We start from the raw sequence: 25,339 nt of genomic DNA, 5'->3' as shown, positions 1-25,339 counted from the left end.
GACGCCCTTCTTTTAGCGGGACCGGCCCCAGGCATGTGAGCGTTGTAACTATTTGACAATATTGCTAAGGATGGCGTGTGGAATCACATAGACTGGTTCAGCAACTGAGTTTTTTGCGTGAGATTGATCGGCTGAAAAGTGTCGTGCGGCAGTCGCCGCTGCTCGACCGGAGCAGGAAAGAAAACTCGGCCGAGCACTCGTGGCATCTGGCGCTGTATGCCTGGGTGCTGGAGGAGCACGCCGCCGCGCATGTCGACGTCGGCCGCGTGGTGAAGATGCTGTTGCTGCACGATATAGTTGAAGTCGATGCCGGCGATACGCCGATTCATGGCGTGCTGGACGGTAGCTAGGAGGCGCGCGAAAAGCTGGCCGCGGATCGCATCTTCGGCTTGCTTCCCGCCGGGCAGTGCGAGCAATTGCAGAGCCTGTGGTGGGAATTCGAGGCGGGCGAGACCGGCGACGCGCAGTTCGCCAAGGCGTTGGACCGCTTTCAGCCGCTGTTGATCAATGTGTTTACCGATGGCGGTACCTGGGCCGAGAGCGGCGTGCAGTATCAGCAGGTGCTGGAGCGATACGGGCCGGTGATCGAACGGGGCGCACCGGCGCTGTGGCTGGTCGCCAGGGATTGGGTGGCGTCGCATTTCGGCCGGACGGTTTCGCAGGCTCAATGTAAGGTGGATAATGATGACGGTAAATGATCAGATTCTGGACGTCGAGGAGTGGTTGCGCCTGGCCATGCTGGCGTCGGATATCGTTGCCTTGGATGCCTTGCTGGCGCCGGGCTTGCTTTTTACTAACCACCTGGGCCAGTTGCTTGGGAAAGGCGAGGATCTCGCCGCCCATGAATCCGGTTTGCTCAAGCTGCACGAGCTGACGCCGTCGGAGCAGCATGTGCAGTTGCATGGCGGGGTTGCGGTGGTGTCGGTGCGGATGAAGGTGTCCGGCACCTATGCCGGCCAGCCGGCCAATGGCGACTTCCGCTTTACGCGCATGTGGGCGCGTTCGGCAGACGGGGTTCTGCAGGTGGTCGCCGCGCACGCGGGGATGGTGGTGTGAGTGCCGCGGGATAGCATCCCGTAGGGAGAATCCGGGGTGGGGTAGCGTGCGTCATTCGACGCCTGTCCGCCGCCGACGCCGGTCGGGTTACGCGCGCTTTGCGCGCCAACCCGACCTACAGCTTAAAGGTATTTGACCTTGAGTCGATCCGGCTGGGCTTCGACGATTTCAATGACCTTGCCCGGCATGATCCCGCCCTCCAGGCGGAAGCGGTTCATGCCCAGCGGGGTCAGGCCGGCGTCGGTCAGAACGCGCCGGTCGTCCGGGCCGGGGACGCCGGTGAGCATCCGGCCGGCGGCGCCGAATTCCAGCGTTTCGCGCCCGCGCCTGCTGGGCGGGAACGGGAACGACCGGGTCGGCCGGTATAGATGAACGCCGCCTTCGTCCTCCTCGAACGAATGGGTCCAACTGCCGCTGGGCGCTGCGCTGTCTTGGTTCATCTGCATGTCCTCATGCTAGCATGCCGGCGCCCGGCGCCCGCTGCTCGCGTTGAACCGCGTGTGTCGGCGCCACGGCTTGCTGCGCGGGCGCCTCTTGCTGGACGCGGGGGGCTTGCCGGAACGCGGTGATGATGCCGCCCATGTACTCGTAGCCGGTGAGCGACGGCCCCCAAGCCCCGCCATCCCACCACTTGTGGTAAAGCGCGCTATCGGTGCCGGTGGCGAAGACGTCCAGGCGGTTCGCGCCCCACGCCACCACCCGCGGCGCCGAGGTGATAATGCCGCCCATGTACTCGTAGCCGGTCAGCGCCGGCCCCCATGCGCCGCCATCCCACCATTTATGGTAGAGCGCGCTGTCGGTGCCGATGACGAACAGGTCGAGCCGGTTCGCGCCCCACGATACCGCTTCCGGCTGGCCGACGCAGACGCCGCCCATGTACTCGAAGCCTTCCGGCGACGGACCCCAGTTCGCGCCGTCCCACCACTTGTGGTACAGCGCGCCGTCGGTGCCGGTGACGAAGACGTCGAGGCGGTTCGGCCCCCATGCCACCGCGCGCGGCGCGCAGGTGCAGACGCCGCCCAGGCGTTCGTAGCCTTCCAGCGACGGCCCCCAATTGGCGCCATCCCACCATTTATGGTACAGCGCGCGGTCGGCGCCGATGACGAAGACGTCGAGCCGGTTCGCGCCCCACGAGACGACTTCGGGTTGTCCCAGGCAGACGCCGCCCATGTATGCGTAGTCGGTCAGCGACGGCCCCCAATTGGCGCCGTCCCACCATTTGTGATACAGCGCGTGGTTGCTGCCGATGACGAAGACGTCGAGCCGGTTGGCGCCCCACGAGACGACGCGCGGTTCGCCCAGGCAGACGCCGCCCATGTATTCGTAGCCGGTCGGCGCCGGCCCCCACGCGCCGCCGTCCCACCATTTATGGTACAGCGCGCTGTCGGTGCCGGTGACGAAGACGTCGAGGCGGTTCGGGCCCCAGGCCACCGCTTGCGGCACGCTGGTGCAGACGCCGCCCATGTAGTCGTAGCCGGTCGTCGCCGGACCCCAGGCGCCGCCGTCCCACCATTTGTGGTACAGCGCGCGGTCGGTGCCGAGCACGAAGGTGTCGATCCGGTTCGCCTCCCACGCCACCACCGGCGACGAACTCGGCCGTATCATGCCGGCGCCGGCGCCGAGGGTGCCGCGTACGCCGTCGAGGCAGGCTTGCATGCGCGCCACTTGGCCGGCGGTGAACATGAACATGGCGCGGTCGTCGGTGTAGTCCATATAGTTCATGAACATGTCGCCGTGCGGGGCGTTGCCGCAACTAACGTGCGGAAAACTCGGCGCGCCGGTGTTGTAGCCGGCCTGGTTGGGCGTGTCGGCGACGTTGTCGGTGCCGCTGCAGCCGGTGCCGTCGTCGCCCCAGATGTGGTTCAGGTTCAGCCAGTGGCCAATTTCGTGCGTGGCGGTGCGGCCCAGGTTGAACGGCGGCGCCGCCGTGCCGGTGGTGCCGAACGCCGATTGCTGGATCACGACGCCGTCGGTGGCGCCGGGGCCGCCGGGAAACTGGGCGTAGCCGAGCAGGCCGCCGCCGAGCGGACACACCCACATGTTCAGGTAGCGTTCCTGCGGCCAGGCGTTCAGGCCACCGGTGGCGAAGGATTTGACGGCGTCGTCGTCAAGGAACGCCGCGACGCTGGTTTGGCGCCGTTCGACGCCGCCGCTAGGCGCGCCGTTGGGGTCGGTGTTGGCGAGGAAAAATTCGATGCGCGAGTCGGTGGCCAGCGGCAGGTAGGGCGCCGGCGTCGAGTTGGCGTCCGGGTTGGTGCGGCGGAAGTCGCGGTTGAGCACGTCCATCTGGCTGGCGATCTGGGCGTCGCTGACGTTCTGGGCGGCGCTGTTCCACACCACGTGCACCACCACGGGAATGCGCGTCACGCCGCTGCGTTCGGTGGCGCCGGCGCCGAGTTCATACAGGCGTGCGTGGTTTTCTATCTCGGCGCGGATGCGGGCGTAGGAGGGCAGCGTCGATAACAGGCGGCGGTGGACGTCCATCGTGCCGCACTTGCGCACCGGCGGCGGCCGATAGGCGCCACCGCCACCGCTACCGCCACCGTTACCGCCGCCGCCGCCGAAATTGCCGCCGCCGGCGCCCATGTCGGCGCCGGGCATGTCGGTGGCTTTGCCGGCGGCCGATAGGTCGACCATGGCGCCATCGGGCATCGCGTCGCGGGCGCCGCGGCCCGCCAAGCCAGCCGAGCCGGTCAGGCCGGGCATGCCGCGCTCGTCGAGGCCGGACAGGTCGGCGGCGGCGTCGTTCGGCATCGTATATGCGGCGGCCTTCTCGGTGTCGCGCGCGCGCGGACCGGCGCGGGAATCGGGTTCGCTCCGCGTGTTGTGTTGGGAAGCCGAACCGCCGTTCATGGACGCGGGTTCTTTGGCTTGTTTCTCTTTCATGTTGCCCCCTGTAGGATTGCAGTCGTCGTCTGCGGGCGCGCGAGTGCAAAGTAAGCACCAGCCGGGTGGCGGTGCTGGTCTGTTTATTAGGACTGCCTTCGCGGCTAGAACGTTCCGGGGGGAGGGAGGGGGACGCGCGTTGGGCTTGCGCGCGATCAATTGACGGGACGATCGGTAAAGTTGGCGCGGTTTTCGTCGGTCGGATTACGCGTCCCGCGCATCCGACCTACGCCACGCTAGTTGGCGATACCGTATTTGCGCTGGGTCGCCGCGTACTGGTCGTGCAGCGAGGCCAGCATCGGGTGACTGGCGTCGAGCTTGCGGATGCTGTGCATCTGGTGCTGGGCCTGCTCGGCCAGCGGCGGTTCCCAACCCAGCGTGTTGAGCTGGCGCAGGATCGCTTCCACCGACTGCTGCAGCAATTGCAGATTGCTCGGGGTGCGTCGCAGCGCCTGGCGCAGCGCCAGCACCGCCGCCTTCAGCTCGCCGTGGCTGGCCTGGTCGGCCGCGTCGCTCATCAGTTCCTCGACCTGCTGGCTGATATGGGCGCCGACGCTTTGCGCCATGTCGTGCCGGCCGGCCTTCTCGAATTCGTCGATCGCCTGTTCCATCGTCACGTCGCTGTCCGGGTCGTTCATCAGGCCGAGCATGACGTCGGAGGCGGCCTTGTCGAGTTTGTTGTTCAGGCAGCTGTGCACCAGGCCGATTTTCAACTGGGTCGACAAGCCCTTGCTGGCGGCCAGCGCCGTCACCGCCAAATTCAGTTCGTTGGCGGCGGCGCTGACGTTGCCGGCCAGTTCCTGCACCAGCGCCGCCGAAATGGCCCGGCAGGCTTCGACGTTGGGGCTGCCGCGCATCGAGCGTTCGAGGTCGCGCACCACGCCGCTGGCCTGGCCGCCGTCGCCCTTTTTAACCAACGCCTTGACCAGGTTGACGTGGTCCTCCGGGTCGCGGAATTCGGAATACTTGGCCTTCGCCACGACTTGCTTGAAGGCGCGCTCGGCGGCGACGATGTCGTCCGCCGTCAGCGCCACCTCGCCCAGGTGGCGCAGGCGGCGCACCATGTGCGGTGACAGCGCCACCGCGTCTTCCAGCGTTTTCTTCGCCTGCGCCGCCTGGCCCAGCGCCTGCTGGGTCTTGGCCAGCAGGTCGTAGGCCGACATCAGGCGCGGATTCTGCTCGATCAGTTTCAGCAGCGCCTCGTGCGCGTCATCGTAGCGCTGCTGCCCGAACAGGGTCCTGGCCAGGCCGAGGTTGGCCCAATCCAGCGGTTTCAGCGCCAGCGCCTCCTGGTAGAGTTGTTCGGCCAGGTCCAGCTCGCCCAGGTCCAGGTGCAGTTCGGCGCGCAGGCGCAAGAAGTCGCCGGCGTGGCGCATGTGCTTGCTTTCGGCGGCGCCGCAAGCCTTGATCGCCTCGCGCAGATTGCCCTGGCCGATCAACTGGTAAACCGGCAGGAAGATCGCGCGGCGGTCGATGGCGCGGCCGATGCGCCCGCTCAGCACGTCGACGGTGAAGGGTTTTAAGATGTAGTCGGTCGGCGTCAGCTCGGCCGCGCTCATCACCTTGCCGTAGACGCCTTCCGAGGTCAGCATGATGAAAATGGTCCACATGCCGATCAGTTTGTGGTGGCGCAGGTCTTCCAGCAGTTGCTGGCCGTCCTGGCCGTCGCTGCCGGTGCCCAGGTCGTATTCGCACAGGATGATGTCGAAGGATTTCTTGCCGAGCTGGCGGATGGCCGTGCCGGCGCTGACCGCGTAGTCGATTTTGGTGATCGACGACTGGTTCAGCATGTTGTGCAGATTGCCCCGCATGCTGGGGTTGGGGTCGACGATTAGAACCGATAAGTCGCTATATTCTTTCATCGTGCATCTCTCGTGGTTCTCTGTGGAATCTGCGAGCCGGCTCGGTCGGGGCGCTAGGCGGGCATTGTCCAACGAGGATACTGCAAAGATGCCAAAAAACGCACCATTTTGGCGGTGCCGATGCCGATTTCCGCCAAACAAAGCAAATAATGTTGCTTTGAACGCAGATCAAGCCCCGGATAGGGCGCCGCCGACCTGCTAACGGGGGGGCGAAACGGGTATAATGCGCGCAAAGGAATTCCAGCTCCACCGTCTCGTGCCACACCTACCTTTAACCCGCAGCCACGCTGCATCAACCACCTTCCAACCATGTTGATTCTGCCGGGTTCCAATGCCCTGTCCGTATTCCGTAGCCAACGCCTGTTAACCCAATTGCAGGCCGTGTGGCCCGCCATTACGTCGGTGCAGGCGCGCTATGTCCATTTCATCGATGCCGCCGCGCCCCTGTCGGCCGACGACAGCAGCCGCCTCGGGGCGCTGCTGACCTACGGCTCGCCGGCCGAGGCCGAGCACGCCGACGGCGTGTGCGAAGAGTTCTTCGTGATCCCGCGCTTCGGCACGATTTCGCCGTGGGCCTCGAAGGCCACCGACATCGCGCACAACTGCGGCATGGCGCACATCAAGCGCGTCGAGCGCGGCGTCGCCTATCGCGTCAACCTGAAATCGGGCATTTTGGGCAGCAGCATCGGCGCCGCCAAGAAGCTGTCGGACAGCCAGGCGCAGGACGTCGCCGCGCTGCTGCACGACCGCATGACCGAATCGGTGCTGCGCCATCCGGACGAGGCGGCCAATCTGTTCCGCACGCTCGCAGCGCGCCCGCTGGAATCGATCGACGTGCTCGGCGCCGGCAAGGCCGCGCTGGAAAAAGCCAACACCGAGCTCGGCCTGGCCATGTCGGACGACGAGATCGACTACCTCGACGCCGCCTTCACCAAGGCCAAGCGCAACCCGACCGACGTCGAGCTGATGATGTTCGCGCAGGCCAACAGCGAGCATTGCCGCCACAAGATCTTCAACGCCGACTGGACCATCGACGGCGTGGCGCAGCCGAAGTCGCTGTTCGGCATGATCAAGAACACCCACGAATTGCAGCCGAAGGGCACCGTCGTCGCCTACAGCGACAACTCGTCGATCATGGAAGGGGCGAGCGTGTCGCGCTTCTACCCGCGCGGCGAGGCCGGCGGCCACGAATACGCGGCCTCGACCGAACTGACGCACACCTTGATGAAGGTCGAGACGCATAACCACCCGACCGCGATTTCGCCGTTCCCGGGCGCCTCCACCGGCGCCGGCGGCGAAATCCGCGACGAGGGCGCGACCGGCCGCGGCGCCAAGCCGAAGGCCGGTCTGACCGGTTTCACCGTCTCCAACCTGATGCTGCCGGGCGCCGTCCAGCCATGGGAAAACGCCGCCAGCGTGACCGCGCCGCAAGCCGGCCGCGACACCTCGGTGCGCTACGGCAAGCCGGACCGCATCGCCTCGGCCTTGCAGATCATGATCGAAGGCCCGCTGGGCGGCGCCGCGTTCTCCAACGAATTCGGCCGTCCGGTGCTGGGCGGCTATTTCCGCACCTACGAGCAAAACATCGGCCGCCAGTTCGCCGGCGCCAGCGACACCGTGTACGGCTACCACAAGCCGATCATGATTGCCGGCGGCATCGGCAACATTTCGGCCCAGCACACCCACAAGAACGACATCCCGGTCGGCAGCCTGCTGGTGCAACTGGGCGGTCCGGGCATGCGCATCGGCATGGGCGGCAGCGCCGCCTCGTCGATGGCCACCGGCACCAACACCGCCGACCTGGACTTCGACTCGGTCCAGCGCGGCAACCCGGAAATGGAGCGGCGCGCGCAGGAAGTCATCAACGCCTGCTGGCAGATGGGCGCCGACAACCCGATCATTTCGATCCACGACGTGGGCGCCGGCGGCCTCTCGAACGCCTTCCCGGAAATCACCAACGACGCCAAGCGCGGCGCGATTTTCGACCTGCGCAAGATCCCGCTGGAAGAAAGCGGCATGGCGCCGAAGGAAATCTGGAGCAATGAATCGCAGGAACGCTACGTGCTGGCGATCGCGCCGGAGAGCCTGCCGCTGTTCAAGGCCCTGTGCGAGCGCGAACGCTGCCTGTTCGCCGCCGTCGGCGTCGCCACCGAAGAGCGCCAGCTGAAGCTGATCGACACCGACCTGGGCAACGAGCCGGTCGACATGCCGATGGACGTACTGCTGGGCAAACCGCCGAAGATGTTGCGCGACGTGCACCACGTCCACCACGCGTTCCCGGCCATCGACTTGACCGGCCTGGACCTGGCCGACGTGGCGCAGCGCGTGCTGCTGCTGCCGACGGTGGCCGACAAGTCCTTCCTGATCACCATTGGCGACCGCTCGGTGGGCGGCATGACCGTGCGCGACCAGATGGTCGGCCCGTGGCAAGTGCCGGTGGCCGACTGCGCCGTCACGGCGATGAGTTTTGAAGGCTACCTGGGCGAAGCGATGGCCATGGGCGAGCGCACGCCGCTGGCCGTCATCGACGCGCCGGCGTCGGGCCGCATGGCCGTCGGCGAGGCGATCACCAACATCGCCGCCGCGGCGATCGGCGACATTTCGGATCTGAAACTGTCGGCCAACTGGATGGCCGCCTGCGGCCAGCCGGGCCAGGACGCGGCGCTGTACGACACCGTCAAGGCGATCGGCATGGAACTGTGCCCGGCGCTGGGCATCAGCATCCCGGTCGGCAAGGATTCGCTGTCGATGCGCACCACCTGGCGCGACGACGAGGAAAGCAAGGCCGTGGTGTCGCCGGTGTCGCTGATCGTCTCGGCGTTCGCGCCGGTGACCGACGTGCGCAAATCGCTGACGCCGCAAATCAAGACCGACGCCGGCGACAGCGCCATCATCGTCATCGACCTGGGCCGCGGCAAGAACCGCCTGGGCGCCTCGGCGCTGGCGCAAGTGACCGGCCAACTCGGCAACGAGACGCCGGACGTCGACAGCGCCGCCGACCTGAAGGGCTTCTTCGCGGCAATCCAGCAACTCAATAGCGACGGCAAGCTGCTGGCCTACCACGACCGTTCCGACGGCGGCCTGTTCGCCACGCTGGCCGAAATGGCCTTCGCCGGCCACAGCGGCCTGTCGATCAACCTCGACATGCTGACCTTGGAAGGCGAGCACGCCAGCGACTGGGGCGACGCCAAGAACTGGGCCGGCCAGGTGGCCGAGCGGCGCAACGAACTGACCCTGCGCGCGCTGTTCAACGAAGAACTGGGCGCCGTCATCCAAGTGCGCGCCGACGAGAAATCGCTGGTCATGGACGTCTTGCGCGGCTTCGACCTGGGCGCCTGCAGCCACATCATCGGCAAGCCGAACGAGCGCGACGTGATTGAATTCACCCGCGACGCCAAGCTGATCTACTCGCACCCGCGTTCCGCGCTGCAACGCCTGTGGAGCGAAACCAGCTGGCGCATCGCCCGCCTGCGCGACAACCCGGCCTGCGCCGACGCCGAATACGACCGCGCGTTCGACCTGGCCGACCCGGGCATGACGCCGGTGCTCACTTTCGACCCGGCGGAAAACGTCGCCGCGCCGTTCATCGCCACCGGCGTGCGCCCGCGCGTGGCCATCCTGCGCGAGCAGGGCGTGAACTCGCATATTGAAACGGCGTACGTGATGCACCAGGCCGGCTTTAGCGCCGTCGACGTGCACATGAGCGACCTGATCGCCGGCCGCGTCCGCCTCGACGACTTCCAGGGCGTCATCGCCGTCGGCGGCTTCTCGTACGGCGACGTGCTGGGCGCCGGCGAGGGCTGGGCCAAGACAATTCTATTCAACGCCAGCCTGGCCGAGCAGTTCGCGCGCTTCTTCTCGCGCAGCGACAGCTTCGGCCTGGGTATCTGCAACGGCTGCCAGATGATGAGCAACCTGAAGGCTATCATCCCCGGCGCGCACGCCTGGCCCAAGTTCACGCGCAACAAGTCGGAAAAATTCGAAGGCCGTTTCGCCATGGTCGAAGTGCTGGATTCGCCGTCGATTTTCTTCCAGGGCATGGCCGGCACGCAGACGGCGATTGCCATCGCCCACGGCGAAGGGTACGCCGACTTCTCGCAGACCGGCAACATCGGCGACGTGACGAAGGCCATGCGTTTCGTCGACAACCGTGGCCATGCCACCGAAGCGTATCCGTACAACCCGAACGGCTCGCCGGACGGCCTGACCTCGGTGACCACGCCGGACGGCCGCTTCACCGTGCTGATGCCGCACGCCGAGCGCGTGTTCCGCAGCGTGCAGCAATCGTGGCACCCGGAATCGTGGGGCGAGGATTCGCCGTGGATGCGCATGTTCCGCAACGCCCGCAAGTGGGTGGGCTAACTAGTTGACAGCGCCCGGGCAAGCGGGCGCTCCATCCCGAACCGGGGACAGACCACGATTTCCGAGCAATAGCTGCTCGAAAATCGTGGTCTGTCCCCGGTTTTTTTATACCGTTCAACTCAACCCGGTCTGAATCGCCGCCCCGGCGCCTTGGTAGCCGGTCACGGCGCCGTTTCGGGCGCCAGCACGAAGGCGCGCGCCGCGCTGCTGTCGTAGCCGCTCAGGCGCGACCAGCCGTCGGTGCCCGTGTGCGCGACGTACAGCTGCTCGGTGAAGCCGGCCAAGGTGCAGGTGTCGAGCAACGTGCCCACCGTTGGCAGCGCATCGGCCGGCGGCGACGGCGGTATCGCGCCGGGCATGCCGGCGATGCCGGACGCCGCCGTCCCCGCCAGGCTGTACTCGGGTGGCGTGACCGCGCCGCGCTGCACGTAGAACGAGTAGGTCGCGTAACGGTTGATCTGCAAGCCGTAGAAGGGTACCTCGACCGTCTGCGCCAGCGCGGCGTAGTTCATCACGCCGCATTCGTCCGTCGCCGTGCTGCCGCCCACGCTGGGCGCGTCGATGCGGGCGTAGCTGCGGTTGTTGTCCAGCCGTATCGTCAGCAGCATGCGGTTGTTGGCCGCGTCCACCAGCCCCAGCAGCGCGGCGTCGCGCGTCTGGATCGTCCCGGTCAGCGTATCGCTGGCGGGAACCCGCCATTTAATGCCCAGCGCCTCGGGATCGACCAGGTTGCCGGCGGCGTCGAACAGTTCCACCTTGATCTGCCAGGGGCCGCCCTGGTCGGCGCCCAGCGCGACGCCGTTGTCGTCGAACGGCACGCCGGGCGCCACCGCGGTGGTGGGAATGACCGCGTTTTGCGTGTCGAGCACGGCGTTCGGAATCGACCACTGTCCCAGCGGTGGCAAGCCCGGCGGGATTTTATACAGGTGCGCGCTGGTGCCGACGCTCTGCGGGCCGAGCGGGTATTGTTCGAGGATCAGGTCGCCGCCCACCTCGTGCGCGTAGTGGCGGCTGACGGCCTCGGTGCTGGGGCGCCACTCCGTCTCGACCTCGGTGGCGCGCTTGTACGACACGCGGTAGTAGAACACGCCCAGGTCGCTGCGCAGGGAGGTGTCGAATTCCAGCCGCGGCCGCAGCGTGCCGCCCCACGGCGCGCCGCCGTCCAGCAGGCCGAGCTTGGCGGGGTCGTGGCCCGGCGCGCCGACGCGGGTGCTGTCGTTGGCGCCGTGGATGCGCCACACCGAGGTATTGCCGATGGCCATGAACAGTACCCAGTTGTTGGGTGCGACGATGGGCGGGCAGGGCGGGCAGGCGTGCGCCAGCGGGTGCGCGGTGACGAGGACGACTTCGCTGCCGCACACATAGTTCCACCAAGTGTAGCAAATCACCGGTTTCGGTTCGTAAATCGTCACCCAGAAACCGGGCCAGATGCGCTGGCGCGCGATGAAATACAGGTCGGGCTGGTCGAAGTTGAAGATCGAGCGCCAGATCAAGGCGTGAAAACGGCCGCATTCGTCGGTCGTCACCGTCGTTAGCCTGGTTTTGTGGACCGGGAACGGGAACAGCCAGCACAGTAGCGGGCGCAGCAGGTCGAGGTGGCTGAGGATGGCGCGCTCGAAAATCGGCCGCGAGGCCCGCGCCGCCAGTACCAGGGAGGCCGGCAGCGCCAGTGCGCCGAGTCGCCCGCCGGCCTGCGCGGCTTGCTGCCAGGCGTGCTCCGGGACGCGCGCTTGAAGCTGGCGCGGCGGCAACGGTTGCGGATGCAAACCGACCGGCGAGGCCGGATTGTCGATGACGTCGAAGGGAAAGGGCTCGGGCGGACGCGGCGGGATCGGCTAGTGGAGCGGCGGCCACGGACCGTCGACGACGTCGCGCAGGCGGTCGAGGTCGAGTTCCGGCAGTTCGGCGATGATAAGCGGCCACGGGTCGATTTCGAAGATGTCGACGGCGGCGTTGCACACCGGCAGCCGCAGCAGCACACCTCCCGAGACCACGCGTTTGAGCACAGTACCGTTGACGACGCAGAGCCGGCCTATCCAACGGCGCCAGATTTCCGGCCCGACCTGGAAGATCAGCGGCGCCAGGCGCTCCAGGTTCGGCCGCACCGCCACATGCCGGTCGATGCCGCCGCGGCGCAGCAACTCGCCGGCCTCGACGAATTCCTTGTCCACCTCGGGGCCGAGCACCACGCGCACCGATTGCGCTTCGTTGCCGACGGGGATGGTGAACTTGGCGCGCCCCTCCTGGTCGAGCGTCTGCATGTCGAGCAGCGCGCCGCCTTGGCTGAAGGCATAGGCGACGACGGTGGGCAGGTCGTCCGGGCGTTCGGCGCATTCCGCCCTGACCTCGAGCGCAATCGTGCGCCCGTCGTTTCGTGACTCCTCGTTCTTGCTCGTGGCCATGGCCGCTCCTCGGTTGTCGGTATAGGAAGTCCAAAATATGCCGTTGAGTAGTGGAGCGCCACAAGCGATCTCAAGAAAAGAATGATTATTTGCTTCCGATTGATCTGGCTCAGCCTTGTCCCCGAACCAGGGCCGTTGCCGGCGGTCCGCTAACGCCAAGACGTCATGCGGGCAATTCCCTATGCCGCGTGAGGTGTTTTTCCGCTTCGCGATAGCTCAGCGCCGCCAAGCGCCCGTGCGCTGCGTCGAGGAAGCGGCGCACCGCTTGCGGGTCGTGCCAGGCATGGTCGCGCAAGGCCCAGCCGACCGCTTTTTGAATGAAGAATTCCTTTTCCGGCGCCAGCGCCAGCGCGTAGGCGAAGAGCCGCTGGGCGTCGGTGGCCTCGTGCCAGCCGAGCTGGTGCAGCATGGCGATGCGCCGTACCCACAGGCTCGGATGCGCCAGCGCGGCGTCCATGCACGCGTGGGCGTCGCGCCCGTGGCGTTTTTCGGCCAGCAGCACGTCGCCGACGATCGCCGCCAGGCCGTCGACGCTGTCCCACCACGGGCGCCGCTGGGCCAGCGCAAGCAGGTCGCCGATGTGCTGCGCGCCCAGCGTTTTCCAATGCATCGCCAACAGGTCGATGGCGACGTAATGGTACTCGCGCTGCGGCAGTTCCCACAGTGCGCCGGCGTACGCGAACAGGGTGTCGGCGTCGGCGGGCTTGAGCGCGCGCAGCAGGGACCGCGCGGCCACGCGCCGCTGTGGCGTGGGCACGCCGAGGAAGTCGAACTGCTCGCGCATGTAGGCGCGCATCGGCGCGGCGCGCCCGACGTCGGCCACCGCCGCCAGGGCCGCTTGCAGCGCTGGCAAAAACGTGCTGTCCATATTGTCTATCCGATCAAGATTGGCGCGGCGGCGGTGGTATGCTGGCGCACGAAAAAAAAGCGTCCCGAGGGACGCTTTTTCGATTCCAGTAATGATTACTGGATTTTTGCTTTTTTCAGCAAATCTTCGCGCAAAGCGGCAACCTTCTTCTGTTGCAGCGCTTCGCCGATCTGGCCTTTGACTTCTTCCAGCGACGGCACTTTGGCCGGGCGGGAGTCTTCCAGTTTGATGACGTGGAAACCGAACTGCGTCTGCACCGGGGTCTGGGTGAACTCGCCTTTTTTCAGGGCCACCATGGCGTCCGAGAAGGGTTTGACGAAGGAGCCCGGGTTGGCCCAGTCCAGGTCGCCGCCGTTGGCGGCGGAACCGTCTTTCGATACCTTGGCCAGTTCTTCGAACTTGCCGCCGGCTTTCAGCTTGGTGATCAAGTCTTTGGCTTCCGCTTCGGTCGCGACCAGGATGTGGCGGGCGTGGTATTCCTTGTCGCCAACCTGGGACTTGTACTTGTCGTACTCAGCCTTGATGTCGGCGTCTTTGACCGGGTTCTTCTTGACGTGGTCGGCCAGCATCGCGTTGATGATGATGCTCTGGCGGGTGTTTTCAAGCTGCGCCTTGACTTCAGGGCGGGTACCGTAGCCTTGTTTGTCGGCTTCCTGGATCAGCACTTCGCGGCCGATCAGGTCGCGCTTGATGGCTTCGCGCAATTGCGGCGAATCGGTTTGCTTACCCTGGGCGACAACTTGCTTGACCAATTGATCGACGCGGGCGGCCGGAATGGCCTTGCCGTTGACGGTGGCGACGTTTTGCGCAAAAGCGGGGATTGCTACAATGGCGAGTAGGGCTAACAACAGGCGGGCTGGTTTCAAAATCATCATCACATCCTTAAAAAAACAAGAGATCGCCCTGCCGGGCAGTACAGATTCTTACACACGCAACAGTATGCCGGCGCCGCGTCGGGCGCCGGACGGGCACATCTTTACTGCACTTTGGCTTTCTTGACCATTTCTTCCTGGAACGCTTGCAGCTTCTTCTGTTGCAGCGCTTCGGTGATCTGTGGCTTGACTTCTTCCAGCGTCGGCAATTTCGCGGCGCGGGTGTCGTCCAGTTTGATCACGTGGAAACCGTTCGGCGTTTGCACCGGGGTGTCGGTAACCTGGCCTTTTTGCAGGCCGACGAAGGCGTCCGAGAACACTTTCGGGAACGACGACGGGGCTGCCCAGTCGAGGTCGCCGCCATTGCTGGCCGAGCCGGTGTCTTTCGACGCTTTGGCCAGCTCTTCAAACTTGGCGCCGCCCTTCAGTTTGGCGATGACGTCTTTCGCTTCGGCTTCGGTGGCCGTCAGGATGTGGCGCACATGGTATTCCTTGTCGCCGGACTGGGCCACGAAACGATCGTATTCGGCCTTAACTTCAGCGTCGCTGACCGGATTCTTTTTGACGAAATCGCCGACCAGGGCGTTGATGATGATGGCTTGGCGCGCGTTCTCGATCTGTTGCTTGACGGCGGCGTCTTTGCCGAAGCCTTGCTTTTCCGATTCCTGCATCAGCACTTCGCGGCCGATCAAGTCTTTCTTGATCAACTCGCGCAATTGCGGCGAATCAGCTTGCTGGCCTTGCGCCACAACTTGCTTAACGACCGCGTCAACGCGCGACGACGGGATAGGCTTGCCGTTAACCACAGCAATGTTTTGCGCCAGAACAGGTACGGCGACAACGGCGAGAAGTGCGATCAGCAAGCGGGCTGGCTTAAAAGTCATTATTAAATCCTGTTAGGGAAAAGTTCGTGAAAGAGTGCGTTGAAAAAAATTCAATCGTCCAGCGTCTGTTTCGTTCAATGTATCAATAATATTGACACAGCTCAATTCCAACCATGGTCGCTCAGACTTCGGATGGCGCCAAGGCGATTATCGACAATGCGTGAATCTCCACATGCATCATATCGTGCACGGAATCATACACGAGTCGATGGCGCATGACGAGTCTGACCCCCTCAAATTGAGCTGAAACAATGCGTAAATTGTAATGCCCGCCGCCGGAAGCGGCCCCGGCGTGCCCGGCGTGGCTGGCCGAATCGTCCTCCAGCACGCATTCCAGCGGCGCCAGCGCCGTGTCAATGCGCGCGCGGATGCGTTCGAGGCGGTCGTCGGCGGCGCTCATGCGTCCTCCTCCTGGATGTACTTGGACAGGAACAGGGTCTGGGCGATGATAAAGACGAAGAAGATGCCGGTGGTACCGAAGGCTTTGAAACTCACCCAGGCGCTCAGGTCGTCCTTGAAGACGACAAAGGCGACAAACAGGTTGAGCGCGCCGATGGCAATGAAAAACACCGCCCAGACCATCAACAGTTTCTGCCAAATCGCGTCGGGCAGCTTGATCTGCGTTTCCATCGTTTTGCGCATCAGGTTCTTGTTGAAGAACACTTGGCCGACCACCAGGGCGAGGCCGAACAGCCAGTAGATCAGCGTCGGCTTCCATTTGATAAAACTGTCGTCATGGAAATATATGCCGGCGCCGCCAAACACCACGAAGACGAACAGCGACAACCACAGCATGCCGGGAACCGGTTGCTTGCGCGCCAACAAATAGGCGACCTGCATAAACGTGGCGAGAATGCCGACCAGCGTGGCGAGCATAATCGGCGCCTGCGCCGGCGCGACCACGCCGCCCGAGATAATACCGGACAGATATTGGGATACCAGCGCGTGCGCGGCCTCTTCGTTGCCGCCGGCCCATTTATAAGCGCCGAAAAACAGGAAGAGCGGGAAGTAATCGAACAGAAATTTCATCGTATTCTTTAAACAGGTTGGGGGTCAAAGCGCAGCGACGCCGAATTAATGCAATAGCGCAGCCCGGTCGGCGCCGGGCCGTCCGGGAACACGTGGCCCAAATGGGCGTCGCACACCGCGCAAACGATTTCGGTGCGCAGCATACCATGGCTGCGGTCGACAATTTCGGTGACGTTGGCCGGATCTAGCGCCTTGAAATAACTGGGCCAGCCGCAACCGGAGTCGAACTTGGCGTCGGAGGCGAACAGCGGCGTGTTGCAGCAGACGCAGGTATAAATGCCGTGCTCGTGGTGGTCCCAGTACGTGCCGGTGAAGGCGCGCTCGGTGGCGGCGTGGCGCGTCACCTCGTATTGCATCGAATCGAGCATGGCGCGCCATTCGGCGTCGGTTTTCCGTACTTTATTGGTCGTCATAATATCGGTCTCAGGAGGAACAACTAACTTCAAGATGGCTGGCCCAGTCCGGCGGCAGCGCGGCGTATTGCTCGTGTTCAGGCTGCTCGTCGAACGGGCGCTCCAGTACTGACAGCAGGCGCGCCACTTCAGTAAAGTCCTTTTGCTGCGCTTTTTCAATGGCCACCTGCGCCAGATAATTGCGTAATACGTACTTTGGATTGACCAGGTTCATCGCCGTCCGGCGCGCGCCGTCGGCGCTGTTCTCCTGGCGCAGGCGCTGGCGGTACTGGCCGGCCCAGGCGTCGAAGCCGGGCCGGTCGATGAACAGGTCGCGCAGCGGCGCGTCGGCGCCGGCTTGCCCCAGTTGCAGGTCGCCCAGGCGGCGGAAGAACAGCGTGAAATCGACGTGGTTGGCCTGCATCAGCGCGAACAGCGCGTCTAACAGCGCGGCGTCGTCCGCCAGCGCGCTGCGCAGGCCCAACTTGGCGTGCCACAGCTCGTCCATTTTGGCGGCGTAGGCGGGCTGGTACACGTCCAGCGCCTGCTGCGCCGCGGCAACCTCGCCGATCAGCGGCAGCAGCGCCTGGCCCAGCGCGTAGCAGTTCCAGTGGCCGATTTCCGGCTGCATCGCGTACGCGTAGCGGCCCTGCTGGTCGGTGTGGTTGCAGATGTGCTTGGCGTCGAAGGCTTCCATGAAGCCGAACGGGCCGTAGTCCAGCGTCAGGCCGAGGATAGACATATTGTCGGTGTTCATGACGCCGTGCATGAAGCCGACCGCCTGCCAGTGGGCGATCATGTGGGCGGTGCGGCGCGACACTTCGGCCAGCAGCGCCTGGTAGGGATTGGCCTGTTGGCGCAGCTCCGGGTAGAAGCCGTCGATGACGTAGTCGGCGAGGATTTTCAACTCTTCCGGTTTCTCGCGGTAAAACCAGTGCTCGAAGGAGCCGAAGCGCACGAAGGTCGGCGCCATGCGCGTCACCACGGCGGCGCTTTCAACCGTCTCGCGCATCACGCCCTGGTCGGAGCCGGTCACGGCGAGCGCGCGCGAGGTCGGGATGCCGAGCCCGGCCATGGCCTCGGAGCAAAGAAATTCGCGGATCGACGAGCGCAGCACGGCGCGGCCGTCGCCCATGCGCGAGTACGGCGTGGCGCCGGCGCCCTTCAATTGCAATTCAAGCGGGCCGTTCGCGGTGGCGATGTCGCCCAGCAAAATGGCGCGGCCGTCGCCGAGTTGGCCCGCCCAGACGCCGAACTGGTGGCCGGAATACACCGCCGCCAGCGGCAGCGCGCTGCGCGGCACGCGGTTGCCGGTCAGCGTGGCGACGAAATCCTCATTGGCGAGCGTGGCCGGGTCCAGCCCGAGCAGCGCCGCGGCCGGCGCGCTAACAGCGACCAGGTAGGGGGCCGGAAGGGGCGTCGGCATCAGGCGCGTGAAGAACGCGGGCGGCAACGTGGCAAATGAGTTGCCCAGTGGGAGAGTGTCGGCAGTAATAGCGATTCCGTTCGATCTATGTTGTTGCGCACCTATGGGGCGCAGGGGTAGGATGGATTTTACCGCACCGGGCGATTTTATTCGCGGGTAGGGCGTTTCGACGTGTTCGTTACAAATGCTCACTAACATTAAGGGCTCATTTTTTAGGCGCCGGGAACGTCTGCATTAAACCGACCGAGCGGCTGCGCGACTTGCTGCGACTTGCTGCGCCGCAGCATCGAAATGCGTTGACTGTTTTAGCACGGTCGTACGAAACTGAATGTTAAATTTGACAAACTTGCGGGAGATTAGATGTCGTCTTATCCACAAAGCCCCTTGATGGGCCAGATGATGAGCCAGCCTTTGCTCATTTCCAGCATTATCGAATTCGTCGCGCGCCACTATGGCGGCAACGAGATCGTCTCGCGCCGGATCGAGGGCGATCTGCACCGTTACACCTACCGCGAATGCCACCAGCGCGCGCGCCGGCTGGCCAACGCGCTGCAAGGCTTGGGCGTGCGCATCGGCGACCGCGTCGCCACGCTGGCCTGGAACGGCTACCGCCATCTGGAAGCCTATTACGCCGTGTCCGGCTCGGGCGCGGTGTTGCACACGATCAATCCGCGCCTGTTCCCGGAGCAGATCGCCTATATCAGCAACCACGCCGAAGACCAGTGCCTGCTGTTCGACCTGACGTTCCTGCCGGCGGTCGAGGCCATCGCCGCGCAGTGCCAGACCATCAAGTATTACATTTTGATGTGCGACCGCGACCGCATGCCGGCAGACAGCAAGATTGCCAATTTGTTGTGCTACGAGGACTTGATCGACAGCCATTCCGACCAGTACGAGTGGCCGCTGTTCGACGAGAACTCGGCCGCCACGCTGTGCTACACTTCGGGCACGACCGGCAATCCGAAGGGCGCGCTGTATTCGCACCGCTCGACGGTGCTGCACGCCTACGGCGCGGCGATGCCGAACGCCCTCAACGTGTCCTCGGCCGACACCGTGTTGCCGGTGGTGCCGATGTTCCACGTCAACGCCTGGGGCTTGCCGTACTCGGTGCCGCTGTCGGGCGCAAAGATGGTATTCCCCGGCGCCGCGCTGGACGGCAAGTCGCTTTACGAGCTGTTCGAGAGCGAGAAGGTGACGTTCTCGGCGGGCGTGCCGACCGTCTGGTTGGGCCTGATGAACTACGCGCTACAAAACAAGTTGAGGTTTTCGACCTTCCGCCGCACCGTCATCGGCGGCGCGGCCTGTCCGCCGGCGATGATGGACACGCTCATCGACGAGTTCGGTATCGAGGTTATCCACGCCTGGGGCATGACCGAAATGTCGCCGCTGGGCACCGCCGGCGGCTTGCAGGTCAAGCACCTGGCCTTGCCGAAGGACGAGCAGCGCAAGATTTTGCAAAAGCAGGGCCACGCGATCTACGGCGTCGACATGAAAATCGTCGACGACGACGGCAAGGAGTTGCCGTGGGACGGCGTCAGCTACGGCCACTTGCTGGTCAAGGGGCCGTGGATCATTTCGCGCTATTTCAAGGACGAGGGCGGCGACGTGCTGCAGGACGGCTGGTTCCCGACGGGCGACGTGGCCACCATCGACGCCGACGGCTACATGCACATCACCGACCGCAGCAAGGACGTCATCAAGTCCGGCGGCGAGTGGATCGGCACCATCGACCTGGAGAACCTGGCGATGGGCCACCCGGCCGTGCTGCAGGCGGCCTGCATCGGCGTCGCGCATCCGAAATGGGACGAGCGTCCCTTGTTATTAGTGGTCAGGCGCCCCGGCCAGGAACTGAGCCGCGAGGAGATGCTGCGCTTCTTCGAGGGCAAGATCGCCAAGTGGTGGACGCCGGACGACGTGCTGTTCATCGACGCTTTGCCGATGGGGGCCACCGGCAAGATCCAGAAAAACAAACTTCGCGAGCAATTCAAGGGGCACCGGTTGCCAACCGCGTAAGGCAAACGCCTGTTACCCGATGTAGAGGTAAAAGTAGCAGTACCGACCGCAGGATAGCGGATGACTATAAAAAAGGATGGAGACTATGACAAAACGCGCGTGCGCAGTAGCTGTTTCTCTCGCATTTCTCGGGGCGCCGTTCGCGCTGCCGACCGCCTCGGCCGACACCGTGAAAATCGCCTTCATCGATCCACTGTCCGGGCCGTTCGCGCCGGTCGGGCAAAACCAGCTGAAGAGTTTCCAGCTGAGCGCCGAGATGGCCAACAGCGCCGGGCTGGCCGGCGCGCACCAGATCCAGGTCGCCGGTTTCGACAACAAGGGCAGCCCGCAGGAGTCGCTGACCCAGTTGAAAACCGTTATTGACCAGGGCTACCGCTATGTCACGCAGGGCAACGGTTCCGGCGTCGGCCTGGCCCTGCTCGACGCGATCAACAAGCACAACGAGCGCAACCCCGGCAAGGAAGTGGTGTATCTGAACTACGCCGCGATCGATCCCGACATGACCAACGGCAAATGCAGCTTCTGGCATTTCCGCTTCGACGCCAACTCCGACATGAAGATGGAGGCACTCACCAGCTTCATGGCGCCCGACAAGTCGATCAAGAGCGTCTACATCATCGGCCAGAACTACGCCTTCGGCCAGGCCGTCAGCCGCGCCGCCAAGGAATACCTGGGGCGCAAGCGGCCCGACATCAAAATCGCCGGCGACGACCTGCATCCGATCGGCCAGGTGAAGGACTTCTCCCCGTACATCGCCAAAATCAAAGCCTCCGGCGCCGACACCGTCATCACCGGCAACTGGGGCGCCGACCTGGCGCTGCTGATCCGCGCCGCCAAGGACGCCGACCTGAAGGCCAACTTTTACACGTATTACGCCACCACCACCGGCGTGCCGACGGCGATGGGGGCGGCCGGCGCCGACCGCGTGAAGACCATCGGCAACTGGCTGGCCAACAACGAAACCTTCAACGGCAAGGAAGTGGTCGAGGCGTTCAAGAAGAAATACAACGACGACTTCTACGCGGCGCAGCCCTACGTCATCGTCGCCATGCTGTCGAAGGCGATCAAGGAGGGCAAGTCGACCGACCCCGTCAAGGTTGCCTTCGCGCTGGAGGGATTGAAGTTGCAAAGCCTGAACGGCGGCGTCATGATGGCCAAGCAAGACCACCAGTTGCAGCAGAACCTGTACATCGCCACCTGGATGAAGACCAACGGCAAGGACGTCAAGTACGACCAGGAAAACACCGGCTACGGCTGGCGGCTCGATAAACGCATCGACGCGTATGTCGCCAACCAGCCGACCTCGTGCCAGATGAAACGGCCCAGCCTGTAAGCGAGGGCGCCGGCGGCGTTGAAAATCAAGCCAAGGCACAGCGCCGGGGTCGGACCTTCTCGCCTTGGCGCGACGGTTTGCCCCCGGGTTGCCCCCCTTGGTTTTGATTGCCTCAACGCCGAAGCCGCTCGCGCATTGATCTATTTTCTACTCGGATCGGCCTTCCAATGGAATTCATCCTGTTTACCCTGCTCAACGGGGTCAGCTATGGACTGCTGCTGTTCATGCTGTCCTCCGGCCTGACCCTGATTTTCAGCATGATGGGCGTGCTCAACTTCGCCCACGCCAGCTTCTATATGTTGGGCGCGTATCTGGCCTACACCATCAGCGCCAGCATCGGCTTCTGGCCGGCGCTGGTGCTGGCCCCGTGCGCGGTCGGCCTGCTGGGCGCGCTGGTCGAACGCTACGGCTTGCGCCCGCTGCACAAGTACGGCCACATCCCCGAGTTGCTATTCACCTTCGGCCTGTCCTATCTGGTGGTCGAACTGGTGCAACTGATATGGGGCCGCGCCGCGGTCGCCTATCCGATCCCGAAAGAGCTGGACGGCCCGCTGTTCACGCTGTTTTCCACCAGCTTCCCGATCTACCGCGGCTTCATGATGCTGGTCGCGCTGGCGATGTTGGCGTCGATCTGGCTGGTGCTCACGCGCACCCGCGCCGGCCTGGTGATCCAGGCGGCGCTGACGCATCCCGAAGCGGCCGAGGCGCTCGGCCACAACGTGCCGCGGCTGTTCATGTGGGTGTTCGGCGGCGGCTGCGCGCTGGCCGGTCTTGCCGGCGTCATCGGCGGCAACGCCTTCGTCACCGAGCCGGCCATGGCGGCCACCGTCGGCAGCATCATTTTCGTGGTGGTGGTGGTCGGCGGCATGGGGTCGCTGGCCGGCGCCTTCCTCGCCTCGCTGCTGATCGGCGTGCTGCAAACCTACGCCGTGGCGCTCGACTATTCGCTGCTGAGCCTGCTCAAGCTGCTGGGCGCCGCGCCGGGTCCCGCCACGCCCGGCTACGCGGTGCTGAAGGTGACGATCGCCCAAAGCGCCGCCATCCTGCCGTACCTGCTGCTGGTGCTGGTGCTGATATTTCGTCCGAAGGGTTTGATGGGGACACGCGAATGAAAACGCTCAGCTCGATTAGTTTTGCGCCGATGAACCTGCCGCGTTACCTGGTCTGGGGCGGCTACGCGCTGGCCCTGGCCGTGGCGCCGCTGCTGTTCAGCAAGGGCGGCGCGCTGTCCCTGCTGTGCCAGATGGGCACCATGATGCTACTCGGCCTGTCCTATAACATGCTGCTGGGGCAGGGCGGCATGTTGTCGTTCGGCCACGCGGTGTACGCCGGGCTCGGCGCGTTCTGCGCGATCCACGCGATGAACCTGACGGCGGCCGGCGGCCCGGGCCTGCCGACCAGTCTGATTCCGCTGCTCGGCGGCGTCGCCGGCATGTTCTTCGGCATGCTGTTCGGCTACGTGACGACCAAGAAGTCCGGCACCACCTTCGCCATGATCACGCTCGGCCTGGTGGAACTGGTGTTCGCCGCCTCGCTGATGTTCCCCGACTTTTTCGGCGGCGAGGGCGGCGTCACCACCAACCGCGTCATCGGCGCGCCGGTGCTGGGCATCAGCTACGGCCCGCAGATCCAGGTGTACTACCTGATCGCGTTCTGGTTGTTCCTGGGCACCGTCGCCATGTTCGCCTTCACGCACACGCCGCTGGGGCGCATGCTCAACGCGGTGCGCGACAATCCCGAGCGGGTCGGCTTCATCGGTTACGACACCCAGTGGGTGCGTTACCTGACCTTGATCCTGTCGTCCTTCTTCGCCGGCGTCGCCGGCGGCCTGTCGGCGATCAACTTCGAGATCGTTAGCGCCGAGAACGTCAGCGCTGCGCGTTCCGGCGCCATCCTGCTATTCACCTTCATCGGCGGCATCGGCTTCTTCTTCGGGCCGCTGCTGGGCGCCATCGTCGGCGTGCTGTTCTCGGTGCTGCTGTCGGACTTCAGCCACGCCTGGCAACTCTACCTGGGCCTGTTTTTCATCGTCATGGTGCGCTACGCCCCGGCCGGACTGGCCAGCCTGCTGCTGATGCTGATGCGGGTGGCCTCGGCCGGCCGGTTCGGCCTGGTCGGGCCGCGCCTGCTGGGGCTGGTGGCGGTGACGCTGGCCGGCGTGCTCGGCTTGGTGGCCGGCATCGAAATGCTGTACCACCTGACGCTGGAATCGGCCAACGGCAGCGTCATGCCGCTGTTTGGCTTCCAGCCGGACACCCGGGCGGCGCTGCCGTGGCTGGTCGCCGGCGCCCTGCTGCTATTCGGCGTGCTGGGCTACCGCCGCCTGCAGCCGGGTTTTTACACGCTCTGGAGCGACGTCAACGCCGATATTGCGGCGCAACAGAAAGGGGCAGGCCGATGAGCGCGCCATACGCACTGGAATTGCGCGACGTGCGCAAGAGTTTCGGCAAATCCGACATCATCCGCGGCGCTAACCTGGCCGTGGCCAAGGGCGAGCGCGTGGCCGTGATCGGCCCCAACGGCGCCGGCAAATCGACGCTGTTCAACCTGGTATCGGGACGTTTTCCGATCAGCGGCGGCGACATCGTGCTCAACGGCGCCAGCATCAGCCGGCTCAAAACGTATCAAATCAACCGGCTGGGGCTGGCGCGCAGCTTCCAGATCAGCAACCTGTTCGACAAGCTGACGGTGTACGAAAACCTGCGCTGCGCGGTGCTGTGGTCGCTCGGCTACCGCTATTCGTTCTGGCAGCGCTTGAACGGCCTGCGCGACGCCCACGAACGCGCCGAGCAAGTACTCGAAGTGATCGGCCTGCAACGCCAGCGCGGCGTGCCGGCCGGCGTGCTGACCTACGCCGAGCAGCGCGCGCTGGAAATCGGCATCACCATCGCCGGCGGCGCCGACGTCATCCTGCTCGACGAACCGACCGCCGGCATGAGCCGCTCCGAGTCCGACGCCGCCGTCGAGCTGATCCGCAAAGTCAGCGTCGGCAAGACGCTGCTGATGGTCGAGCACGACATGAGCGTGGTCTTCGGCCTGGCCGACAGGATCGCCGTGCTGGTGTATGGCGAAGTGATCGCCTGCGACACGCCGGCCAACATCCGCGCCAACGCGGCGGTGCAGGCCGCCTACCTGGGCGGCGACACGGAGCATGCGGCATGAGCGCGATCCTCGATATTCAAAATTTGCACGCCTACTACGGCAAAAGCCACGTCTTGCACGGCGTCGACCTGCAGGTCGGCCGGGGCGAAATCGTCAGCCTGCTGGGACGCAACGGCGTCGGCCGCTCGACGCTGGTGAAGGCGGCGATGGGGCAGGTGACGGCGAGCGGCGCGGTGCGCTTCAAGGGCGAGGACATCCTCGGCCTGAAGGCGTTCCAGATCGCCCACAGGGGATTGGGTTACGTACCGGAAAATCGCGACATCTTCCCGACGCTGACGGTCGAACAAAACCTGATTCTGGGGCGCAAGAAGAATGTGCAGTCGGGGCGTTGGAGCCTGGACGATATGTACCGGATGTTCCCGCGCCTGCAGGAACGGCGCCAGGTGGCCGCCGGGGTATTATCGGGTGGCGAGCAGCAGATGCTGACCTTGTGCCGCACGCTGATGGGCGACCCGGATTTGATCATGATCGACGAGCCAACCGAGGGGCTGGCGCCGAAGATCGTCGCGCTGGTGGCGCGCTATCTGCTGGCGCTGAAGGAACGGGGCGTGTCGGTCTTGCTGGTGGAGCAGAAACTGGCGATCGCGCTGGACATCTCGCAGCGCGTCTACGTGATGGGCCGCGGCGCCATGGTTTTCGAGGGCACGCCGGAACAATTGCGCGCCGACGCGGGCGTGCGCAGGGAGTGGCTGGAGGTGTAGCGCGCAGCGCACGCATCCCCGCCGTTGAATTTGCGGGATATCAACATTAACGCCCTCCGTAAATAAATAATACGACCGTGCTTTTTGCGGT

Annotated in this window: 20 protein-coding genes and 1 pseudogene; 9 read left to right on the top strand and 12 right to left on the bottom strand. The window is 64.7% G+C overall.

Annotated elements, in window-relative coordinates; translation table 11 throughout:
• Positions 1 to 77 precede the first annotated feature (77 nt).
• Together JANGC3_RS28555 and JANGC3_RS0106355 are read left to right on the top strand one after the other, a co-directional pair.
• Positions 78 to 698: pseudogene (locus JANGC3_RS28555) on the top strand (HD domain-containing protein).
• Positions 682 to 1,056 carry a nuclear transport factor 2 family protein gene (locus tag JANGC3_RS0106355; RefSeq protein ID WP_198291999.1) on the top strand — a complete coding sequence of 125 codons (375 nt, stop codon included), beginning with the start codon at positions 682 to 684 and terminating at the stop codon, positions 1,054 to 1,056. Before JANGC3_RS28555 ends, JANGC3_RS0106355 begins: the two are co-directional and overlap by 17 nt.
• A 122-nt stretch (positions 1,057 to 1,178) precedes the next feature.
• Here JANGC3_RS0106355 and JANGC3_RS0106350 read toward each other — a convergent pair whose 3' ends face one another.
• The 3 genes from JANGC3_RS0106350 to JANGC3_RS0106340 form a co-directional block, all read right to left on the bottom strand.
• Positions 1,179 to 1,496 carry a hypothetical protein gene (locus JANGC3_RS0106350; RefSeq protein ID WP_157406483.1) on the bottom strand — a complete coding sequence of 106 codons (318 nt, stop codon included), beginning with the start codon at positions 1,494 to 1,496 and terminating at the stop codon, positions 1,179 to 1,181.
• Positions 1,497 to 1,506: 10 nt separating this feature from the next.
• The gene (locus tag JANGC3_RS30665; RefSeq protein WP_017875649.1) at positions 1,507 to 3,942 is read right to left on the bottom strand and encodes a M43 family zinc metalloprotease; all 2,436 of its coding nucleotides are present in this window, start codon (positions 3,940 to 3,942) and stop codon (positions 1,507 to 1,509) included.
• 236 nt (positions 3,943 to 4,178) lie between these two features.
• Positions 4,179 to 5,804 carry a tetratricopeptide repeat-containing response regulator gene (locus JANGC3_RS0106340; RefSeq protein WP_026132635.1) on the bottom strand — a complete coding sequence of 542 codons (1,626 nt, stop codon included), beginning with the start codon at positions 5,802 to 5,804 and terminating at the stop codon, positions 4,179 to 4,181.
• Between the two features lie 309 nt (positions 5,805 to 6,113).
• On the opposite strand from JANGC3_RS0106340, the gene purL reads away from it, so the two are divergent.
• Positions 6,114 to 10,166 (top strand): phosphoribosylformylglycinamidine synthase, encoded by a 4,053-nt coding sequence (gene purL / locus JANGC3_RS0106335; RefSeq protein ID WP_017875647.1) that lies wholly within the window; start codon positions 6,114 to 6,116, stop codon positions 10,164 to 10,166.
• Between the two features lie 161 nt (positions 10,167 to 10,327).
• On the opposite strand, the gene JANGC3_RS0106330 is transcribed toward purL, so the two are convergent.
• The 9 genes from JANGC3_RS0106330 to JANGC3_RS0106290 all read right to left on the bottom strand — a co-directional run bounded on the left by JANGC3_RS0106330 (position 10,328) and on the right by JANGC3_RS0106290 (position 18,039).
• Entirely contained in the window at positions 10,328 to 11,932 is a 1,605-nt protein-coding gene (locus JANGC3_RS0106330; protein ID WP_017875646.1) for a hypothetical protein, read from the bottom strand.
• A 69-nt stretch (positions 11,933 to 12,001) separates the two neighbouring features.
• Positions 12,002 to 12,568: a hypothetical protein gene (locus JANGC3_RS0106325; protein WP_017875645.1), complete on the bottom strand. Its 567-nt coding sequence runs from the start codon at positions 12,566 to 12,568 to the stop codon at positions 12,002 to 12,004.
• Positions 12,569 to 12,731: 163 nt separating this feature from the next.
• On the bottom strand, positions 12,732 to 13,436 hold the full coding sequence (locus JANGC3_RS28545; RefSeq protein WP_017875644.1) for a DNA alkylation repair protein: 705 nt from the start codon (positions 13,434 to 13,436) through the stop codon (positions 12,732 to 12,734).
• A 95-nt stretch (positions 13,437 to 13,531) separates the two neighbouring features.
• The gene (locus JANGC3_RS0106315) at positions 13,532 to 14,308 is read right to left on the bottom strand and encodes a peptidylprolyl isomerase (protein ID WP_026132634.1); all 777 of its coding nucleotides are present in this window, start codon (positions 14,306 to 14,308) and stop codon (positions 13,532 to 13,534) included.
• Positions 14,309 to 14,412: 104 nt separating this feature from the next.
• Positions 14,413 to 15,192, bottom strand: a complete 780-nt coding sequence (locus JANGC3_RS0106310; RefSeq protein WP_026132633.1) for a peptidylprolyl isomerase — start codon at positions 15,190 to 15,192, stop codon at positions 14,413 to 14,415.
• Between the two features lie 121 nt (positions 15,193 to 15,313).
• Complete coding sequence (locus JANGC3_RS0106305) at positions 15,314 to 15,592, bottom strand: BolA family protein (RefSeq protein WP_017875641.1); 279 nt, start codon at positions 15,590 to 15,592, stop codon at positions 15,314 to 15,316.
• Positions 15,589 to 16,221 carry a septation protein A gene (locus JANGC3_RS0106300; protein WP_017875640.1) on the bottom strand — a complete coding sequence of 211 codons (633 nt, stop codon included), beginning with the start codon at positions 16,219 to 16,221 and terminating at the stop codon, positions 15,589 to 15,591. The genes JANGC3_RS0106305 and JANGC3_RS0106300 overlap by 4 nt, the downstream gene beginning before the upstream one ends.
• A gap of 8 nt (positions 16,222 to 16,229) precedes the next feature.
• On the bottom strand, positions 16,230 to 16,634 hold the full coding sequence (gene msrB / locus JANGC3_RS0106295) for a peptide-methionine (R)-S-oxide reductase MsrB (protein ID WP_017875639.1): 405 nt from the start codon (positions 16,632 to 16,634) through the stop codon (positions 16,230 to 16,232).
• Between the two features lie 10 nt (positions 16,635 to 16,644).
• Complete coding sequence (locus tag JANGC3_RS0106290; RefSeq protein ID WP_026132632.1) at positions 16,645 to 18,039, bottom strand: protein adenylyltransferase SelO; 1,395 nt, start codon at positions 18,037 to 18,039, stop codon at positions 16,645 to 16,647.
• Positions 18,040 to 18,399: 360 nt separating this feature from the next.
• Between JANGC3_RS0106290 and JANGC3_RS0106285 the strand changes: the two genes are divergently transcribed.
• The 6 genes from JANGC3_RS0106285 (at position 18,400) to JANGC3_RS0106260 (ending at position 25,248) form a co-directional block, all read left to right on the top strand.
• Positions 18,400 to 20,052: a 3-(methylthio)propionyl-CoA ligase gene (locus JANGC3_RS0106285; RefSeq protein ID WP_026132631.1), complete on the top strand. Its 1,653-nt coding sequence runs from the start codon at positions 18,400 to 18,402 to the stop codon at positions 20,050 to 20,052.
• An 85-nt stretch (positions 20,053 to 20,137) separates the two neighbouring features.
• Complete coding sequence (locus tag JANGC3_RS0106280; protein WP_026132630.1) at positions 20,138 to 21,385, top strand: branched-chain amino acid ABC transporter substrate-binding protein; 1,248 nt, start codon at positions 20,138 to 20,140, stop codon at positions 21,383 to 21,385.
• 167 nt (positions 21,386 to 21,552) lie between these two features.
• Positions 21,553 to 22,497, top strand: coding sequence for a branched-chain amino acid ABC transporter permease (locus tag JANGC3_RS0106275; protein ID WP_017875635.1), 945 nt, complete (start codon positions 21,553 to 21,555; stop codon positions 22,495 to 22,497).
• Positions 22,494 to 23,786, top strand: coding sequence for a branched-chain amino acid ABC transporter permease (locus tag JANGC3_RS0106270; protein WP_017875634.1), 1,293 nt, complete (start codon positions 22,494 to 22,496; stop codon positions 23,784 to 23,786). Before JANGC3_RS0106275 ends, JANGC3_RS0106270 begins: the two co-directional genes overlap by 4 nt.
• A complete protein-coding gene (locus JANGC3_RS0106265; RefSeq protein ID WP_017875633.1) occupies positions 23,783 to 24,547 on the top strand; it encodes an ABC transporter ATP-binding protein in 765 nt (254 codons plus the stop codon). The genes JANGC3_RS0106270 and JANGC3_RS0106265 overlap by 4 nt, the downstream gene beginning before the upstream one ends.
• Positions 24,544 to 25,248 (top strand): ABC transporter ATP-binding protein, encoded by a 705-nt coding sequence (locus tag JANGC3_RS0106260; protein ID WP_035787551.1) that lies wholly within the window; start codon positions 24,544 to 24,546, stop codon positions 25,246 to 25,248. The genes JANGC3_RS0106265 and JANGC3_RS0106260 overlap by 4 nt, the downstream gene beginning before the upstream one ends.
• Positions 25,249 to 25,339: the final 91 nt, after the last annotated feature.

The sequence above is a fragment of the Janthinobacterium sp. CG3 genome (assembly GCF_000344615.1).
GTDB lineage: Bacteria > Pseudomonadota > Gammaproteobacteria > Burkholderiales > Burkholderiaceae_D > Janthinobacterium.
This window is presented reverse-complemented; position numbering and strand designations above follow the sequence as displayed.

Excerpts from the sequence above, each read along its gene's own strand:
- JANGC3_RS0106305 (WP_017875641.1), bottom strand. The coding sequence starts at position 15,592 with ATGAGCGCCGCCGACGACCGCCTCGAACGCATCCGCGCGCGCATTGAC.
- JANGC3_RS0106300 (WP_017875640.1), bottom strand. The coding sequence starts at position 16,221 with ATGAAATTTCTGTTCGATTACTTCCCGCTCTTCCTGTTTTTCGGCGCT.
- JANGC3_RS0106265 (WP_017875633.1), top strand. The coding sequence starts at position 23,783 with ATGAGCGCGCCATACGCACTGGAATTGCGCGACGTGCGCAAGAGTTTC.
- JANGC3_RS0106355 (WP_198291999.1), top strand. The coding sequence starts at position 682 with ATGATGACGGTAAATGATCAGATTCTGGACGTCGAGGAGTGGTTGCGC.
- JANGC3_RS0106270 (WP_017875634.1), top strand. The coding sequence starts at position 22,494 with ATGAAAACGCTCAGCTCGATTAGTTTTGCGCCGATGAACCTGCCGCGT.
- JANGC3_RS0106285 (WP_026132631.1), top strand. The coding sequence starts at position 18,400 with ATGTCGTCTTATCCACAAAGCCCCTTGATGGGCCAGATGATGAGCCAG.
- JANGC3_RS0106350 (WP_157406483.1), bottom strand. The coding sequence starts at position 1,496 with ATGAACCAAGACAGCGCAGCGCCCAGCGGCAGTTGGACCCATTCGTTC.
- msrB (WP_017875639.1), bottom strand. The coding sequence starts at position 16,634 with ATGACGACCAATAAAGTACGGAAAACCGACGCCGAATGGCGCGCCATG.
- JANGC3_RS0106275 (WP_017875635.1), top strand. The coding sequence starts at position 21,553 with ATGGAATTCATCCTGTTTACCCTGCTCAACGGGGTCAGCTATGGACTG.
- JANGC3_RS0106315 (WP_026132634.1), bottom strand. The coding sequence starts at position 14,308 with ATGATTTTGAAACCAGCCCGCCTGTTGTTAGCCCTACTCGCCATTGTA.
- JANGC3_RS28545 (WP_017875644.1), bottom strand. The coding sequence starts at position 13,436 with ATGGACAGCACGTTTTTGCCAGCGCTGCAAGCGGCCCTGGCGGCGGTG.
- JANGC3_RS30665 (WP_017875649.1), bottom strand. The coding sequence starts at position 3,942 with ATGAAAGAGAAACAAGCCAAAGAACCCGCGTCCATGAACGGCGGTTCG.
- JANGC3_RS0106340 (WP_026132635.1), bottom strand. The coding sequence starts at position 5,804 with ATGAAAGAATATAGCGACTTATCGGTTCTAATCGTCGACCCCAACCCC.
- JANGC3_RS0106310 (WP_026132633.1), bottom strand. The coding sequence starts at position 15,192 with ATGACTTTTAAGCCAGCCCGCTTGCTGATCGCACTTCTCGCCGTTGTC.
- JANGC3_RS0106325 (WP_017875645.1), bottom strand. The coding sequence starts at position 12,568 with ATGGCCACGAGCAAGAACGAGGAGTCACGAAACGACGGGCGCACGATT.
- purL (WP_017875647.1), top strand. The coding sequence starts at position 6,114 with ATGTTGATTCTGCCGGGTTCCAATGCCCTGTCCGTATTCCGTAGCCAA.
- JANGC3_RS0106280 (WP_026132630.1), top strand. The coding sequence starts at position 20,138 with ATGACAAAACGCGCGTGCGCAGTAGCTGTTTCTCTCGCATTTCTCGGG.
- JANGC3_RS0106290 (WP_026132632.1), bottom strand. The coding sequence starts at position 18,039 with ATGCCGACGCCCCTTCCGGCCCCCTACCTGGTCGCTGTTAGCGCGCCG.
- JANGC3_RS0106260 (WP_035787551.1), top strand. The coding sequence starts at position 24,544 with ATGAGCGCGATCCTCGATATTCAAAATTTGCACGCCTACTACGGCAAA.